Source organism: Oribacterium sinus (assembly GCF_014202695.1).
GTDB classification, from domain to species: Bacteria; Bacillota; Clostridia; order Lachnospirales; family Lachnospiraceae; genus Oribacterium; species Oribacterium sinus.
Map to the genome: position 1 here is coordinate 45409 of NZ_JACHHH010000009.1, position 15501 is coordinate 60909.

At 44.3% G+C, this 15501-nt stretch carries 9 protein-coding genes; 7 read left to right on the forward strand and 2 right to left on the reverse strand.

Annotation, left to right across the window (positions count from 1 at the left end):
• Positions 1 to 13 precede the first annotated feature (13 nt).
• The gene (locus HNQ46_RS08820; RefSeq protein WP_183684366.1) at positions 14 to 1750 is read right to left on the reverse strand and encodes an ABC transporter ATP-binding protein; all 1737 of its coding nucleotides are present in this window, start codon (positions 1748 to 1750) and stop codon (positions 14 to 16) included.
• Entirely contained in the window at positions 1747 to 3489 is a 1743-nt protein-coding gene (locus tag HNQ46_RS08825) for an ABC transporter ATP-binding protein (RefSeq protein ID WP_183684367.1), read from the reverse strand. The genes HNQ46_RS08820 and HNQ46_RS08825 overlap by 4 nt, the downstream gene beginning before the upstream one ends.
• Positions 3490 to 3862: 373 nt before the next feature.
• Here HNQ46_RS08825 and HNQ46_RS08830 point away from each other — a divergent pair, with 373 nt between their 5' ends.
• From HNQ46_RS08830 to HNQ46_RS12180, 7 genes are all read left to right on the forward strand, one after another.
• Positions 3863 to 5551, forward strand: a complete 1689-nt coding sequence (locus tag HNQ46_RS08830) for a phospho-sugar mutase (RefSeq protein WP_183684368.1) — start codon at positions 3863 to 3865, stop codon at positions 5549 to 5551.
• Positions 5552 to 5650: 99 nt separating this feature from the next.
• Positions 5651 to 6856 carry an acyltransferase family protein gene (locus HNQ46_RS08835; protein ID WP_183684369.1) on the forward strand — a complete coding sequence of 402 codons (1206 nt, stop codon included), beginning with the start codon at positions 5651 to 5653 and terminating at the stop codon, positions 6854 to 6856.
• Positions 6857 to 7076: 220 nt separating this feature from the next.
• Complete coding sequence (locus tag HNQ46_RS08840) at positions 7077 to 8150, forward strand: putative ABC transporter permease (protein ID WP_183684370.1); 1074 nt, start codon at positions 7077 to 7079, stop codon at positions 8148 to 8150.
• Positions 8151 to 8385: 235 nt separating this feature from the next.
• Positions 8386 to 9633 (forward strand): pyridoxal phosphate-dependent aminotransferase, encoded by a 1248-nt coding sequence (locus tag HNQ46_RS08845; RefSeq protein ID WP_183684371.1) that lies wholly within the window; start codon positions 8386 to 8388, stop codon positions 9631 to 9633.
• 281 nt (positions 9634 to 9914) lie between these two features.
• A complete protein-coding gene (locus HNQ46_RS08850; protein ID WP_183684372.1) occupies positions 9915 to 10268 on the forward strand; it encodes a hypothetical protein in 354 nt (117 codons plus the stop codon).
• 505 nt (positions 10269 to 10773) lie between these two features.
• Positions 10774 to 12405, forward strand: coding sequence for a hypothetical protein (locus HNQ46_RS08855; RefSeq protein ID WP_183684373.1), 1632 nt, complete (start codon positions 10774 to 10776; stop codon positions 12403 to 12405).
• Positions 12406 to 12740: 335 nt separating this feature from the next.
• The gene (locus HNQ46_RS12180; RefSeq protein ID WP_183684374.1) at positions 12741 to 15479 is read left to right on the forward strand and encodes an RICIN domain-containing protein; all 2739 of its coding nucleotides are present in this window, start codon (positions 12741 to 12743) and stop codon (positions 15477 to 15479) included.
• The last annotated feature ends 22 nt before the right edge of the window (positions 15480 to 15501 follow it).

A 15501-nucleotide genomic window follows, 5' to 3' on the forward strand; every position in this document is an offset into this window, starting at 1 on the left:
TCTCGATACGGTTTTAATAGCTGAATTCCTCTGCAAGCCTGCTCTTTTCTACCAGATTCCGATAGACTTTGGAGTGCTCCAGCAGTTCTTCGTGGGTACCCACTGCATCCACCTCTCCGGAGGACAGCACCAGGATGCGGTCTGCTTTCTCGATGGACTTCATACGGTGGGAAATAAGGATGACAGTTCGGTTTTTTCCGCGGATTAAGCTGCTGAGGCTTTCCTGAATTTTTCTTTCGTTATCAATATCCAGATTCGCGGCAATTTCATCTAAGAGAAGTATAGGAGCATCCTTTAGGAAGGCTCTGGCGATAGAAAGCCGCTGTCTTTCTCCGCCGGAGAGCTCTGCGCCATTTTCTCCGATCCTTGTTTGGAAGCCATCGGGAAGCTTCTCGATAAAGTCCAGGCAGTTAGCAAGACGTGCCGCTTCCCGCACTTCCTCCTCCGTGGCATCCCCTCTTCCCAGACGGATATTTTCCAGAATGGTGGTATTAAAGAGGTTTACTTCCTGAAAGACTATGGAGATTTTTTGGAAAATGGAGTCGGTGGCTGTGTTTTGTAAATCTTTTCCACCGATGAAAATCTTTCCGGACTTTGCATCATAAAGTCTGGAGAGCAAGCGTAAAATGGTAGTTTTTCCGCAGCCGGAGGGGCCTACTAAAGCGAAAAGTTCTCCTTCCTTTACCGACATGGAGACGTCTTTTAGAATCGTCCTGTCTTCATTGTAGGAGAAGGACACATCCTGAAAGTCAATGGAGAAGTCGGAAAGGGCTGTACTGAGCCCTTCCTGCTTCTTTGCCGCCTTGATTTCGGAGATGCGCTGCACCGCCGGTGCGATATAGAAGATCTCCATCAGGCTTTCCTTGGAAATGTCGAAGATTTCCTTTAATTTCATGGAGGCAATGATAAAGCCTAAGAAGTAGAGGATGGAAATACTGCCGCTTTGATAGAGTGGGAAACCGACGAAAATCACCGTGGCCACACTTAAGAAAGCAAAAATGGAAGAGCATCCCATGACGATAAAGGAGCCCATTTCCGTCTTTAGGTGGAGCTTTTCTTGCAGGTCCATTTTTTGAAATAAGGCTTCTTTAACCTCCCTGTCAGGGAGAAAGCTACTGATTTCCTGATGCAGGTCGATATGTTCCTGGAAAGCTTCCGCATTTTCCCGCAAAAGATGATAGTACTTCTGATTATTTTGTAGCACGAGCTTTCTGGATAAGGGCACTAAAAGAAAGCTGAAAATCGTAGGGAGAAGGGTGGCAAGGGACAGCTTCCAGTTTGAGAAGCACATCAGAATCCCCATAATCGGGAAGAAGAAAAACATGGCTACGATTTTGGGAACAGAATGGCTTAAGGCGTGCTCAATCCTTTCCACGTCAGACATAATGCTTTCCGACAAATCGCTTAAGTCATGCCGGGAAAAATAGGCAATGGGCAGGTCTGCCAGGGTTTCCGCAATGTTCTTTCTCAGATTCGCCGATTCTTTGTAGGTCGCGTTATAGAGACAGACATATTCCTTGGAAAGCAGGAGGTAGAGGAAGAACAGGATTATGAAAGCCGGAACAATCAGCTCCCATGGCGTGAAGGCATTCCTACCCGCATTTTCCAGAAGGAGCTTCGCGATATACAGTAAAAGCATAACGGGGCCCATATTGATACAGTAAGTAAGAAAGCAGTAGAGGCTGGCTTTTTGCAGGTTTTTTGCGCCCTGCTCCGTAAGGGAGAACTGTTTTTTGAACCAATTCATCATTTGTTTATCCTCCAATCTTCCGTAGTTTGATACAGTTTCCAGAGCTTTTTATAGCGACTGTCTTTTTGCAGAAGCTCTTTACTGTTTCCCCGTTCCACGATCTTTCCCTCTTCCAAAACAAGGATTTCATGGAGTCCCTGAATACTGGAAAGGCGGTGGGCAATCATAATCACGGTTTTCCCCTGAATCAGATTCTTAAAAGCATTTTGCAGGGCATACTCCTGATCCGCATCGATGGAGGCGCTGGCTTCGTCCAGAATCACGATGGGAGCATCCTTTAAGATGGCTCTGGCAATGGCGATTCTCTGCTTTTCGCCACCGGAAAGGTAAACGCCTTTTGCACCGATTAAGGTATTTTCTTTCTCGGGAAAACGCTCCAGAATTTCCCTGCAACCGGCTAAGTCCAAAGCCCGATGGACGTCTTTTGCAGCAGCATCCGGCTTTCCTAACAGCACATTTTCATAAATCGTCTTATGGAAAAGCTTGCTGTCCTGGAAAACGAAGGAGATGGCCTTACACAGGGCATTCTTGCTGTAGTTTTCAATGGGGAGATCCCCGATTCGAATCTGTCCTTTATCCACTTTGTAGAAACCGGAAAAAAGCTTTGCAATGGTGGATTTTCCCGAACCGGAGTGCCCCACAAGGGCATAGCTTTTTCCCTCTTCCAAGCGGAAGGAAAGGCCTTCCAAAACCTTCTTGTCTCCATAGGAGAAATCTACATTTTGGAATTCCATACTGTAATTTGGGAACTTTTCTTCCCTGCCGTATTGTAGGCGGTCTTCCTGCATTTCCTTGTAGAGCTTTTCCATTTCCTCGATGGCAAAGTTTGCATTGAAAATGTACATGCCGGACCACATGATTTTCATGAAAGCCACCATGATGACGCCGTCCAGAAAGAAAATCATAATCAAATCGATGATGATTTTTTCGGGATGGGGTTCTTTTACAAGGAGAAAAGACAGGGGAATCGACAGAATCGGAATTAAGCCTAAAAAGATCCATTGGTAGAGAACATAGGGCGTTTTACAGCTTATACTGTATTCATAGGCGTACTTTGCATAGCTTTCAATGGCCTCTTTCATGGCTTTGAAGCTTTGCAGGCGGTTTCCGAAGAGCTTTACGACCTGAATGCCCCGAACGTATTCCACGGTTTCTGCACTGAGATGGTTTAAGGATTCCTGATACAAGCTCATAAATTGGCTGCCGCCCATCATTTTCTGTAGGAAGAAGCCGCTAATAAGAACAAGAAGCAGGAGAATTATGCCCACCCGAAGACTCACAAAGAAGCCAAGAGCCAAGCTGAGGAGAGGCACAAGAAAAGCCTGGGCACTGTCCGGAATCATATGGGCCACTGCCTGATGGGTTTTCTCTGCATTGCTATCAATGGTTTTTCGAATATAGCCGGAAGAATGCAGGTCATAAAAACGAAATGAAGCGGATGCCAAGCCCTCAATCCCTTTTTTTCGGAGATTCGTCTCCAGGCGGAAGGCAAAGATGTGGGATAAGACACCGGAGAAGAGATAGCAAAGTCCTGCCAGGGTAAGAGCAAGTACGATTTTCAGACTCAAGATGTAGCTCTGCCCTTCGTCTCGGAAAAGGATTAGGTTTTCCAGAAAGAAGTAGAGGAGCATATAGGCGTAGACCAGAATCACTCCGGAAAGGAGGGAAGTCAGGATAGAAAGGATTCCCGGTACAGTTTTTTCCGGAACGTAGCGAAATACTTTTTTGTAAACGTTCATGGGTGCCTCCTAAGTATTGTTAGTGTTCACTATATAAAATGACAAAATAATAGATATGTAGTCATTAGATATTATATAACGGTTAGTTCAAGCTAACAATATGGGGATGATTTTTGTATACTGCTTTTTTATAAACAGTTTTTATAGAAGAATGAGAGATTTTTATGGAAAGACATTTTATAGAAAGAAATTTTATAGAAAGAAATTTTATAGAAAGACATTTTTATGGAGAAAGTTTTTAGGACACTATCATTTTTATATCTTTGGGATATATCATTTGCTCCATCATTTCTATACGATATTCTTGCCTCTTCTCTGTCTTCCATGGTAAAGTAGAGCGGAAAAAAGGCAGGATGCAGAAAGGACGAAGAAGATGCAGGATTATCAAAAAGAGTATCAGCGCTGGATGGCAGCGGAGTTAGAGGACTTTGATTTAAAGAGAGAACTGCAATGCATGGCAGGGCAGGAGGAAGAAATCAAAGAGCATTTTGCAAGAGCTTTGGAGTTCGGTACCGCGGGAATCCGAGGAACCCTGGGTGCAGGAACCAACAGAATGAATCTTTTTGTGGTGCGTCAGGCTACAGAAGGATTGGCCAGATATATCTTAGAGGAGAAGCTGGAAAAGCTGGTAGCTATCAGCTACGACTCCCGTTTGAAAGGGTGGACCTTTGCCAAGGAAGCGGCGAAGGTTTTAGCGGCAAATGGCATTACCGTTCGGATGTATGATGCCCTGATGCCGGTGCCGGCCCTGTCCTTTGCCACCAGATACTATCATTGCAGTGCGGGTATTATGCTGACTGCCTCCCATAACCCGGCGGAGTACAATGGCTATAAGGCCTACGGCAGTGACGGATGCCAGATGACTGACGAAGCAGCAGGAAAGGTTTATAAAAAGATTCAGGAAACCGATGTACTTACCGGCTATAAGACCATGGAATTTGCCAAGGCTGTAGAAGAGGGGCTGATTCGTTTCGTCGGAGAGGATTGTAAGGAAGCATTTTATAAGTCTGTCCTTTCCCAGCAGGTGCATCCCGGACTTTGCAAGGATGCAGGTCTTACTTTGGTTTATTCACCCTTAAACGGAACCGGATTAGAGCCGGTAACCCGCATTTTCAAGGAAATGGGTATCGAGGACGTGAGTATTGTGCCGGAGCAGGAGTATCCTAATGGCTATTTCACCACCTGCCCCTATCCAAATCCGGAGATTTTTGCAGCATTGGAGAAGGGACTTGCTCTGGCAAAGGAGAAAAATGCAGACCTGATGCTGGCGACAGACCCGGATGCAGACCGCGTGGGCATCGCCATGCGTTGTCAGGACGGAAGCTATGAGCTGGTGTCCGGAAATGAGATGGGGGTTTTGCTTTTAGATTATATTGCGAAAGGCCGTAAGGACGAGGGCACCCTGCCGGAAAGACCGGTGGCGGTAAAGTCCATTGTCAGTACCCCCCTTGCGGATAAGGTGGCAGAGTATTATGGCATCGAGCTTCGCCATACCTTGACCGGATTTAAGTGGATTGGAGAGCAGATTAAGCTTTTGGAGGAAAAGGGAGAGGAAAATCGCTTCATTTTCGGCTTCGAAGAAAGCTATGGTTACCTGTCCGGTACCGCGGTGCGGGATAAGGACGCGGTGGTGGCCTCCATGCTGATTTGTGAGATGGCGGCATATTACCGGAAAAACGGCTCCTCCATTAAGGAGCGTTTGGAGCAGATTTATGCGCAACATGGATACTACTTGAACTCTGTGGACAGCTTCTCCTTCCCGGGACTTTCCGGCATGGATAAGATGCAGGGCATTATGGATTCCTTAAGAAAGGACAGCCCTAAAGATTTTGCCGGTAGCAAGGTAAAGGAATGTGTGGATTATCTGGATACAGAGAAGACAGGGCTTCCTAAGGCAAATGTTTTGATTTACCATTTGGAGGACGGCTCCAGTATTATTGTGCGCCCCTCCGGAACAGAGCCGAAGATTAAGGCTTACTACACCACCTTAGGAAAGAATAAGGAAGAGGCTCAGGCGGTAAAAGAGAAGTATGCAAAGGCGGTAGCACCGATTTTTGCTTAAAGGCTAGAGCGGTATTCGGAATAGCAGAGAGAGCGGAGTAGTAGCACTGTAAATAGCAGTAACAAAAGCACTTATGTTCGCAGTACAAGAAAGGACAGTATGGCAGGGGAGAGAGTTGAGGAATTGGACCGATACAAGGGCTTTTTAATCTTCCTTGTGGTGCTTGGACATTTTCTCCTGCCTGTAAAGGATAGTGGCATGGCATTATTTTTCCGGAGCTTTTACGGGATATACAGCTTTCATATGCCTGCCTTTATCTTCCTGTCCGGATATTTTTTTCAACAAAGCTTTGTAAAGAGGGGAAGAAAGGCTTCCTCTCTTTTTTCGAATCTACTGTATTATTTTATCTGCTATTTTTTCTTAAAAACCTTGCTCTATCCCTTTGATGTATTTTGCTACGGGGGGCAGGGAAGCTTCCCGGATTATCTCCATGAATCCTCTACCCCTTGGTATCTTTTGGGGCTTTTCTTTTGGCAGTTAGCCTGTCTGCCCCTTTGCTTTTTCAAGAGAAACAAGATCCATATCGGGAAGGGAGTAAATCCGGAGGACAGGACAGAAAAATACTATCTTCTCCTTCTGATTCTTCTTTCCTTGTTTGCAGGATATTTGGATCAAAATAGGAGATTTGTGGATTTCTTGGCCTTGGATCGGGTCTTTGGTTTCGCTCCCTTTTTCTATTTCGGGATGCTCCTTTCCCAATCCTCATTTTCCTGGAAGAAAAGAAGAGACGGCCTTGCTCTCTTTGGGGGAGTTTCCCTGCTTCTTTTCCTCCTGTTTTTCCCCGGTTTAAAAAACTATACCCGAATTTTCTATGGAGTATGGTACAGAAGGGTCAGCAAAGAGGAGATTATTCCCTTTTTTCAAAGCTTTCCCATCCTGCTTCGCATTTTCTATATTCCTTTTGCTTTGGGAATTTCCTATTTTTTCTATTGGATCCTCTCTTTTTTGGGAAAGTATCCTTTACACAAGAAAATCTTAGGAAGGAAGTGGAGCCTTACCGCTGCTGTGGGCCGGAAGCTTGGTTTTACCGGAGCTTGGGAAGACCAATTTAGACTTTCTGAAGTTTTGGAAAATTTGAAGAGGAAGCTTTCTCTTTGGGGAAAATATTCTTTGGTGATTTATCTTTTTCATCGCCCTTTCCGGGATTTATTTTTGAAAATGGGAGGCTACAGCTATTTCCTTCAGGGAGAAAGAGCTGTGTTTGTCCAGCTTCTTTTCTTTCTGTTTTTGCTGGGATTTTCCGTGGCAGTTTGTGTTCTTTTGGGAAGAAAATCCCTTTATCGCTTTTGCAAGAAAAGATGGTAAATCTAAGATGTAGGATTAAATTCCGGCTTTCTAAGAGATTTCTATGCTCAAAGCTTGGATTATATAGCTTATGCCATAAATACCGAAACCTACACTTTTGCATAGAGCGCTTAGGAGCTGTATTTCAGAACATATATTTTGGAAAACGCCAAAAAACTCGACAATAATGAAAAACTGCGATAAAATAGCTAAAAATGATTTTTAAAGCAAGGGAGTTTTTATGAGAGGATACACAATTTTACAGTGGCTGACCTTCTTTATGCTGTATTGCATCCTGGGTTGGTGCTTCGAGTCTTCTTACTGCTCTCTGAAATCCGGTCATTTACAGAATAGAGGATTTTGCCATGGACCCTGGATTCCCTTGTATGGTGTGGGATCCTGCCTTTTGGTCTTCTTCGCTCATGGACATGAGGGGCATCTCCTCTATCTTTTTTTGCTTGGATTTTTCGGCGGAACGGCATTGGAACTTATCACCGGTCTTCTGATGAATCATATCTTTCATATGCGCTGGTGGGATTATTCTCAGAATCCTTTGAACTTTCGTGGTTACATCTGCTTTTTTGCTTCTATAGGATGGGGATTGATGGCGATTTTTTTAATGCAGGTGGTGCATAAATTTGTCTCCTCCATTCCGGCAGATTGGAGCTATCTTACCTTTGTGATCATTGACACCATGCTCTATACCCTTTTTGTGGAAGATGTGGTATTCTCCGTCATCGCGGCTCTGGAGCTTCGGGAGCGTCTGGGAAGACTGGCGAGAAATTCCGAAGAGATTCAGAACCTGCGGCGTTCCATCGGAGAGCTTTACGACCGCATCGGTGAAGCCAAGCAGGAGTGGGAGCAGGGAGCGGAAGAGCTCAGAAACGTACAGCAAAAGGAAGGCAATGTGGCTGCCGTGAAATATGTGATGGAGTCCGGCGTTTCTCTGGCGAAAAATACGGTCAGCCAGGCGGCCAGCAATACCATCAGTACAGCAAGCCTTGCGGCGGATACCGCAAAGGGCGCTGTGGGACAGGCAGCCAGCAGTGTAAAGGAGTCCGCCGGGAATCTGAAAGAATCTGCCGGTGCTCTTCTTAAAGGTCTCTTAAAGGATAAGGAAAGAATGGAGGAGGAGCTTGCGGTTTTGGAAGACGGAGGAAATGCAGAAAGCGGAAAGATGCATTGGTGGACCAAAACCATGCTTAGAAACAACCCGGATGCAGTTTCTGAAGAAGAAAGCTTTAAGGCCTTAAAGGAAGCGGCATTGAAAAGGCAAAAGAAGGAAAGGCAGACTGGAACAAAGTCAAAGAAATAAATAGAAACAGTAAATAGAAGCAGTAAATAGAAACAGTAAATAGAAGCAGTAAATAGAAGCAATAAATAGAAACAGTAAATAGAAGCAATAAATTAAGAATTAGCGTTAAAATAAGCAAGTAAAAGCAAGCAAAAGCGAACAAGCTACAAAATAGTAAGCAATAAGGCAAAAGAAGTATTGCAAAGCAAATCAAGAAACGCAGTAAAGAAAAAGAGCATACTCTTTGGGAGGTATTATGGCACTGGCAAAGACAATGGAACCCCTTTTACAAGGAAATTCCGCGATTCGAAAGATGTTTGAACTGGGACAGGAAATGGCCGAGAAGTACGGCAAAGAAAATGTCTATGATTTCAGTCTGGGAAATCCTGTGGCTCCTGTGCCCTATGAGGTAAAAAATGCCATTATCAGCCTTTTGGAAAACCAGGATCCCCATGAGATTCACGGCTATATGAAAAATGCCGGCTATGATGAGGTGCGGGAACAGATTGCAAGGCATCTGACAAGACGTTTTGAACTGCCCTATGAGAAGGAGCAGATTCTCCTCTGTGCCGGAGCGGCAGGAGGCTTAAATATTTTGATGCGCTGTCTTTTGGACGAAGAGGATGAGGTGCTTTGCTTTGCCCCCTATTTTACGGAGTACAATGCCTATGTTTCCCACTACAAGGGAAAGCTTACCGTAGTTCCGGTGAAGGAAGATAATTTTTCTCTGGATATCGGCATGGCAGACCGTCTGATCCGCAGAAAAACCAAGGCGGTGATTTTAAATAACCCCAACAATCCCAGTGGTGTGGTGTATAAGGAAGAAGAGCTAAAGGCCTTGGCGGAGATGCTGAGAGAGGCGGAGGAAAGGGTGGGGCATCCCATTTATTTGATTTGCGATGAGCCCTATCGAGAGCTGGTTTATGACGATAGAACCGTTCCCTTTATGCCCGGCCTTTATCACAACAGCATTTATCTTTATTCCTTCTCCAAAACCCTTTCCATCCCGGGAGAGAGAATCGGCTATCTGGCTATCGGGGCAGATGTGGAGGACGGAGAAAAGCTGATGCGGGCTGCTACGATTGCCGGAAGAACCCTGGGCTTTGTCAATGCCCCTTCCCTTTTCCAAAAGGTTATTTCCGAATGTTTGGAAGTGAAGGTGGATGTGGGATTTTATGACAGAAATCGTCGGCTTCTTTATACGGAGCTTACGGAAATGGGATTTTCCTGTTTGCCGCCGGAGGGAGCCTTTTATCTTTTGATGAAGTCCCCCTTGGAGGACACAGAGGCATTCCAGAAGATGGCGGAGGAAGAGCATATCATTATGGTGCCCACTGACGGCTTCGGCTTACCCGGCTATTTCCGCCTGTCCTACTGCATTCCCTATGAAAGCATTGAAAGCTCCCTGCCTGCTTTTCGGACTTTGTGGGAGAAGGTGAAGCATCGTAAGGAGACGGATGCAGAGCAGAAAGATAGCGATGTAAAAAATCAAAAAATTTTATAAGCAGTATAGGCATGAAATCGAGCACGCTCCCGCTAAGCTCGCCGGTCTTTTGCAAGTATCTGGCGTAGACTACCCTCAATTCAGACCTATATTGCCGAAAATTTCTTTATATTTTGATTTTTTACAGCTATTTTTGCCGCTTAATATAAATGTAAGATGAAAAGAAAAAGTTAGTGGAATATAATCATCTCAAAGACATTTATTCAATATTTTACAATATGTGACAGCTTCCGAATAGAGAAAATGCTTTGGAAGTCATGAGCACATTGAAAGGAGGAGGTATGAAGCTTAGTGTTTGGGATTTTTTAAGCATCGGAGTGGCTGTAGCTTTCTTTATTGTTTTTTTGATTAGTAAAGAACAGGCTACAAAAGATTTCTGCATGACCATGATTATTGGCTTAGGAGCAGCTGGTCAGTTGGAAAGAAGGATGAAGGACGAAAAAACATCTTTAAAGGATAACAGAATCTATCAGTTTTCCTTTGCTCTACTTTTTCTATCTTATGGAGCCTGTATTTTAAACTACTTCGTTTTTCATACCAATCTTATCAATAGAGCATGTCTGATTCTTTATATCAGCATCTTGCTATTTAATCTGTTTTTCTTGAACAAAAAAAGGCAAAGCTTAGTTTCCTAGATAAGACGGAGCTGAAAGCGAACAGGCATTTCAAGGAAGGGCATTACTGATTTGAATAATAGTCCTGTAACTAAAATAAGCAGAAAAGAAAAGCGACTGTGATTTTTCACAGCCGCTTTCTTTTTTTGAAGGGGGGACTCCGAAACCATATTTTCAGGAGAAGGTCCCGGAGTTGAGTATGAAAAGCTTTTTTCTTTAGTTACATCTCTGTAACTGTGTATAGGATACAAGAAAACTGTGAGCAAAATATGTTTTCAGCCTTAAAGAATCCTAAAGAAAATAAAGAAAAAGAGAAGGAATGGAACAAAATTCTTACCGTGACAGGGGGAAAATCTTCATAGGATATTGACAACATACGAGTATTTCTTAAGATATTATATATACAAATTGTTGAGCTGCCGGATGGGTTGCTAAAGAGGACTTTCCGGGGCAGGACAAAGAATACGCAGTATAAGAAAACAAGCTTGAAATTGCAAGATTTTTTACCTGAAGGAGTTTTTGGGTTATGAGGAGTGTCTGCCAAGGAGATATTTTCCGCTATATAAACGAAGAATTACGGGTGACCCAAAAGGCCATGTGTTCTATTTTTAATAAGGTTCGTGAAGGAAATATGACCGAGACCCGAATCAGTGAAATCAAACAGGGTAAGCGGAAAGGGTATCGCGGATTAAAAACTGCGGCTTCTCTATGTTTTACAGAGTGCTTTAAACAGCAGGATGCAGCCTATACTCTTCGAAATTTGCGTCAGTTTTTGAAAAGGGAAGAGCTTAGCTTTCCCGGTTCTGAAAATGAAGATGAGGACTTGGAAAGCTATGCCCTTCGCTTTTTAGAGTATGGGCTGGACAACTGCCTGTGTCCACAGGAGCTTACGGAGGAAAATGCAATCAGAGAAGCATCTGCTGATGCTTCCGCGGATAGGACTGTAGAGCCTCCTATGAATATTCCGGTGGATTCTTCCGTGAATTCATCAATGGATATGCCTATAGATATGCTGCTGCATCAATCTCAGCAAATGGAGCTTCCGAAAGCAGAGCAGCCCGGCCCCCTTCTCCCTGAGCCTCGGGGAGCGGATTTTACGGCAGAGAACCCCTTGGGGAAGAAAATCTTGGAGAACAGAAATTGCTTTTTCTTTACCATAGGCGTGATTGCCTTGGTGTTCTTCGTATTGCATTTAGGGAAAATGAATACCTTGGACGTATTTTTGCAGTGCATCCAGCTTCCGCCCTTTGCCTTTTTTACTTTGAGTTTTATTCTGGCGGTTTCCCCCTTCTTTTTGGGACTATTGGATACGGCAATAGCGGTATTTTTTTATTGTCAAAGGAACCCCGCAGTGGAGGTTAAGCTGAAAGATATCCCATATATTGCAAAATACGGAGATAGCCGGAGAGTGACTCCCGGAATGGGGCGCTATGATTTGTCCCCCAAGCTCATCATTTACTCCTTGGGCTGTAACCTATTAGGAGCCTTTTCCTCTATGGCCTTTTACATTTTCCTAAGAAGTATTCCGGACTTTGCAAGCTATGTGGGAAAGGGACACTTTGTCCCTGTGGCCAACATTTCCCTGGCCTTTAATATGCTGGTAACCTTTGTGCACAGCTTTTTTCTCTTTACCAGGGAACCCATGCATACATTTTGTGCCAGTGAGGAGAACCCGGATACCAAGAAAATGGATCGTTTGCATGTGATTGCCAACAGCTTTCATATGATATTCAATATGACCTTTAATGCGATAGGAATCCTCCTGGTTTTGGTTTACGGCTATATGCATGGAGGAGAGGGGACATTACTTTTGTCTCCCGGATTTGCCGTAGCGCTCTTTTTCATCTACGGTTTCCTGTGGTTTTCCTCCTGTTCTCCTTTTGCAGTGGAGTTCAATGCGGAATGTGCCGGTTCCTTTATCATTATTTTCCCCATCGTTTTCGTGCTGAGCACCCTCTATGCCATTCTTTGCTTTAAAGCAGGACTGGGCACCTTCTTGGTACACGGGGTAAATGTTGTTGTGCTGGTGGTATGGTTGCTTTCTTTCCTGAAAGATCGGGTTAGAAGCATTTTCCCCCTTATGCGAATGCATAGAGCCTACTTTCTTCTTTACGCTTTACTGATTTTTTTCTTTTTCTTACTGGCGGCACATCTCTAAAAGATACTTTAAAAATAGTTTTGAAAATGCCTATGGCGCAGATTTTGGAAAATGAATTTTCCGGAATTTGCGCCTATTTTTGTGCCTTTTTTCCACTTACACCAAACTTACACCCCCTGTAAGTGTAAGAAAAGGGAAGTGTATTCCTGCGAATTTTTTGCTAGAACCAAAGCAACACTAGTGAGTAGATTCTCCGAGGCATACCGATAGGCTGGCCTTGTGACCAAAGTTCATCCGTCAGGATGTAGTTTATCTGCGGATATGCTGATGGCTTGAACACTACTACGTGAATAGGGAAAACGTTTGTTTTCAAATGCAGGATAAGGAGGTTATGCATGAGAAGAAGACAGAAACAAATCCTTGCCTTTTTTGTTTCTTTGGCGATGGTAGGAAGTGCTACGATTCCGGCGTATGCGGAGCAGGAAAATATAGCATCTGAAGCCACTATGAAGGAAACAACCGAGACAAAGTCGGAGGAAGCAATTTCGGAAGACTCAGTCGGCTCTTTGGAAAAGAAAGAGGGAGAAGCAGAAGGCAAAGAAGTACAAGTACCGGAAGAAAAAAAGCAAGCATCAGAAGGGAAAGTACAAGAAGAAGCAAAAGAAAAGGAAGAAACAGAAAACAAAGAAAATTCGAGAAAAGAAGCAAAGAACGAATCAAAGGAAAAAGAGGTAGCAGAAGGATCTGTAGAGAAAGAAGAAAATACCTATTCCATCGTAGATTTAAGCAAGCTGAAAAGTGGCTTCAAGGAGACAGAGGAGGAAGGCATTGAAGAAGCTCCCGTTGCAGAGACCGCGTCTTTGTTCGGATATTCCGGGTTTAGGTCGGTAGGGTATGTGCCAAGAACGACAAATCCAGGAACAGGGGGCAGATTTTATGGTTATGATAATCCATTTCCAGCGAAAGGAATAAATTGCACTTGGTATGCTTGGGGAAGGGCATATGAGTTATTAGGATATAGTCCTAATTTAAGCCGGGGTGATGCAAGAACTTGGTGGCAATATAATATCAATACCAATGCTTTTCCACGTGGCTATGAGCCAAGAGTAGGAGCAATTGCTTGTTGGAGTTATGGAACCTTGGGTCATGTAGCTGTGGTTGAGAAAATTGAAAATGGAATAGTCTATACCTCCAGCTCAAGTATTGGATATGATCCAGAACATCCAATTCCTTGGAAAAAAGGTGCGTATCCCTTCCGCTATGATGTAATGGAAAACATTAAAGGTTTCCAAGGCTATATTTATGTTTATAGCCCACCCGCTCCACCCAAGCCGGATCGTTTACCCCTCCCGGCCGGAGGCAGTGACGATGATATTGAAGATGGAGAGTATCTTATTACCTCTACACTTGCTGAAGGGCGATGTCTAGCCTATGGCGGTAATGGACAAAGTGGTCAAAATGTTTTCATTAGAGATTACCGCACTTGGGGAGAGGCTCCATATTACTGGCGTTTGGAAAGACAGCCGGATGATAGCTTTATTATTCGGTCTAAGGCAGGAACAGTTTTAGATGTGAACGGAGGTCCCGGAGCAGCGGGTAATGGACCGAATATTCAGGTATGGAATCAAATAGGAACGAATGCAAATCAGCGGTTTTATATCGTAAAACAAGGCGGTGCCTATGAGTTTATTCCTCAGTGTTCCGGACTCAGAATGGATGTGGATAATGCCGGTACAGCTGATGGCACAAATGTAAGACAATATGAACCAAATGGATCTTATGCTCAGCGTTTTAAACTCTTTAAATATTATAAACCTAAGGTTAATGAAAAGAGTGCTCCGGAAGTGAAGAGTAAGAGCTATATACTTCGATCCAAGCTGGCACCGAATAAGGCTGTTGCAGTAGCTACAGGTAATGCTACTCAACTGGGTAGCAATGTACACCTTTGGGAGTATAATAAAGACAATATCTATTCAGCAATTATCTGGAACTTGGAAAAGCAGGGTGATGGTAGTTTTTTGGTAAAGAATCAGTACAATAATCAGTACTTGGACGTGGTGGCAGATAGTCTTTATGATCAAGTAAACATTTTAACCTGGGAGAAGCATGGTAAGCCCAGTGAACAATGGTACGTGGTGGCAAATGGAGACGGAACCTATCGATTTGTGAATAAGGGCTCCGGAAAAGTGGTGGACATTACCGGCGGTTTGACGGCGAATGGCACCAATGTTCAGCAGTATCTTTGGCACGGACATGATGCGCAAAGATTCTACTTGGACAGATACCCTGCGGCAGTGTATTATAATGTTATATTTAAGGGAATGATCGGAGAAACCCTATCTACGCAAAATGTAGAAAAAGGAGAAAATGCAAGCTATCCTTCAGCACCTCTTGTGCAGGGCTATGAATTTACCGGCTGGGATAAGGATGCAAGAAATGTACAGGGAAATATAACTATTACGGCACAGTATAGAAAGAAGGCACAGACCGGTGGCAATAGTGGCAGTTCTTCAAGCGGCTCCTCCGGTAGCTCTTCCGGTGGAGGTAGCAGTTCTTCCGGTGGTGGCGGAGGCAGCAGTTCCGGCAGTAGTAAGCCTTCAGGCGGAGGAAGTGGATTTTCCGGTGGCGGAAGCAGTTTCTCAGGCAGTTCCTCCGGTAGCGGTTCTTCCGGCGGCGGTGGAGGTGGCGGAAGCTCCTCCGGTGGCTTCGGAAAGCCCAGCGTTAGCGGTGGAAATGTAGGACAGGTTCTGGGTGTTGAGCGTTCTTTAGCAGGCGGACAATGGATGCAGGACGGAACCGGCTGGTGGTATAAAAAAGCAGACGGAAGCTATCCTAAGAACAACTGGGGAAATGAAGATTACAATGGTAAGACCTATTGGTATTACTTCCTGGATTCCGGCTATATGGCAACAGGATGGATAGAGCTAAATGGCAGCAAATACTATCTCTTCCCAACTTCCGACGGTTGGAAAGGAAGAATGGTAACAGGATGGCAGTGGATTGACGGCTATTGTTACTACTTGGAAGAAGGAGGAGCAAACCAGGGAAGACTTTATCGTAATGAACAAAAAGACGGTTATCAATTAGATAGTGAAGGTCGATGGACTGTAAATGGAAAGCCGGTAAAGAGATAAGATTTACCGGGGAACTGATACC

Coding starts and splice junctions, on each gene's coding strand:
- HNQ46_RS08835 (WP_183684369.1), top strand. CDS start 5,651: ATGGCAGGGGAGAGAGTTGAGGAATTGGACCGATACAAGGGCTTTTTA.
- HNQ46_RS08855 (WP_183684373.1), top strand. CDS start 10,774: ATGAGGAGTGTCTGCCAAGGAGATATTTTCCGCTATATAAACGAAGAA.
- HNQ46_RS08820 (WP_183684366.1), bottom strand. CDS start 1,750: ATGATGAATTGGTTCAAAAAACAGTTCTCCCTTACGGAGCAGGGCGCA.
- HNQ46_RS08840 (WP_183684370.1), top strand. CDS start 7,077: ATGAGAGGATACACAATTTTACAGTGGCTGACCTTCTTTATGCTGTAT.
- HNQ46_RS12180 (WP_183684374.1), top strand. CDS start 12,741: ATGAGAAGAAGACAGAAACAAATCCTTGCCTTTTTTGTTTCTTTGGCG.
- HNQ46_RS08830 (WP_183684368.1), top strand. CDS start 3,863: ATGCAGGATTATCAAAAAGAGTATCAGCGCTGGATGGCAGCGGAGTTA.
- HNQ46_RS08825 (WP_183684367.1), bottom strand. CDS start 3,489: ATGAACGTTTACAAAAAAGTATTTCGCTACGTTCCGGAAAAAACTGTA.
- HNQ46_RS08845 (WP_183684371.1), top strand. CDS start 8,386: ATGGCACTGGCAAAGACAATGGAACCCCTTTTACAAGGAAATTCCGCG.
- HNQ46_RS08850 (WP_183684372.1), top strand. CDS start 9,915: ATGAAGCTTAGTGTTTGGGATTTTTTAAGCATCGGAGTGGCTGTAGCT.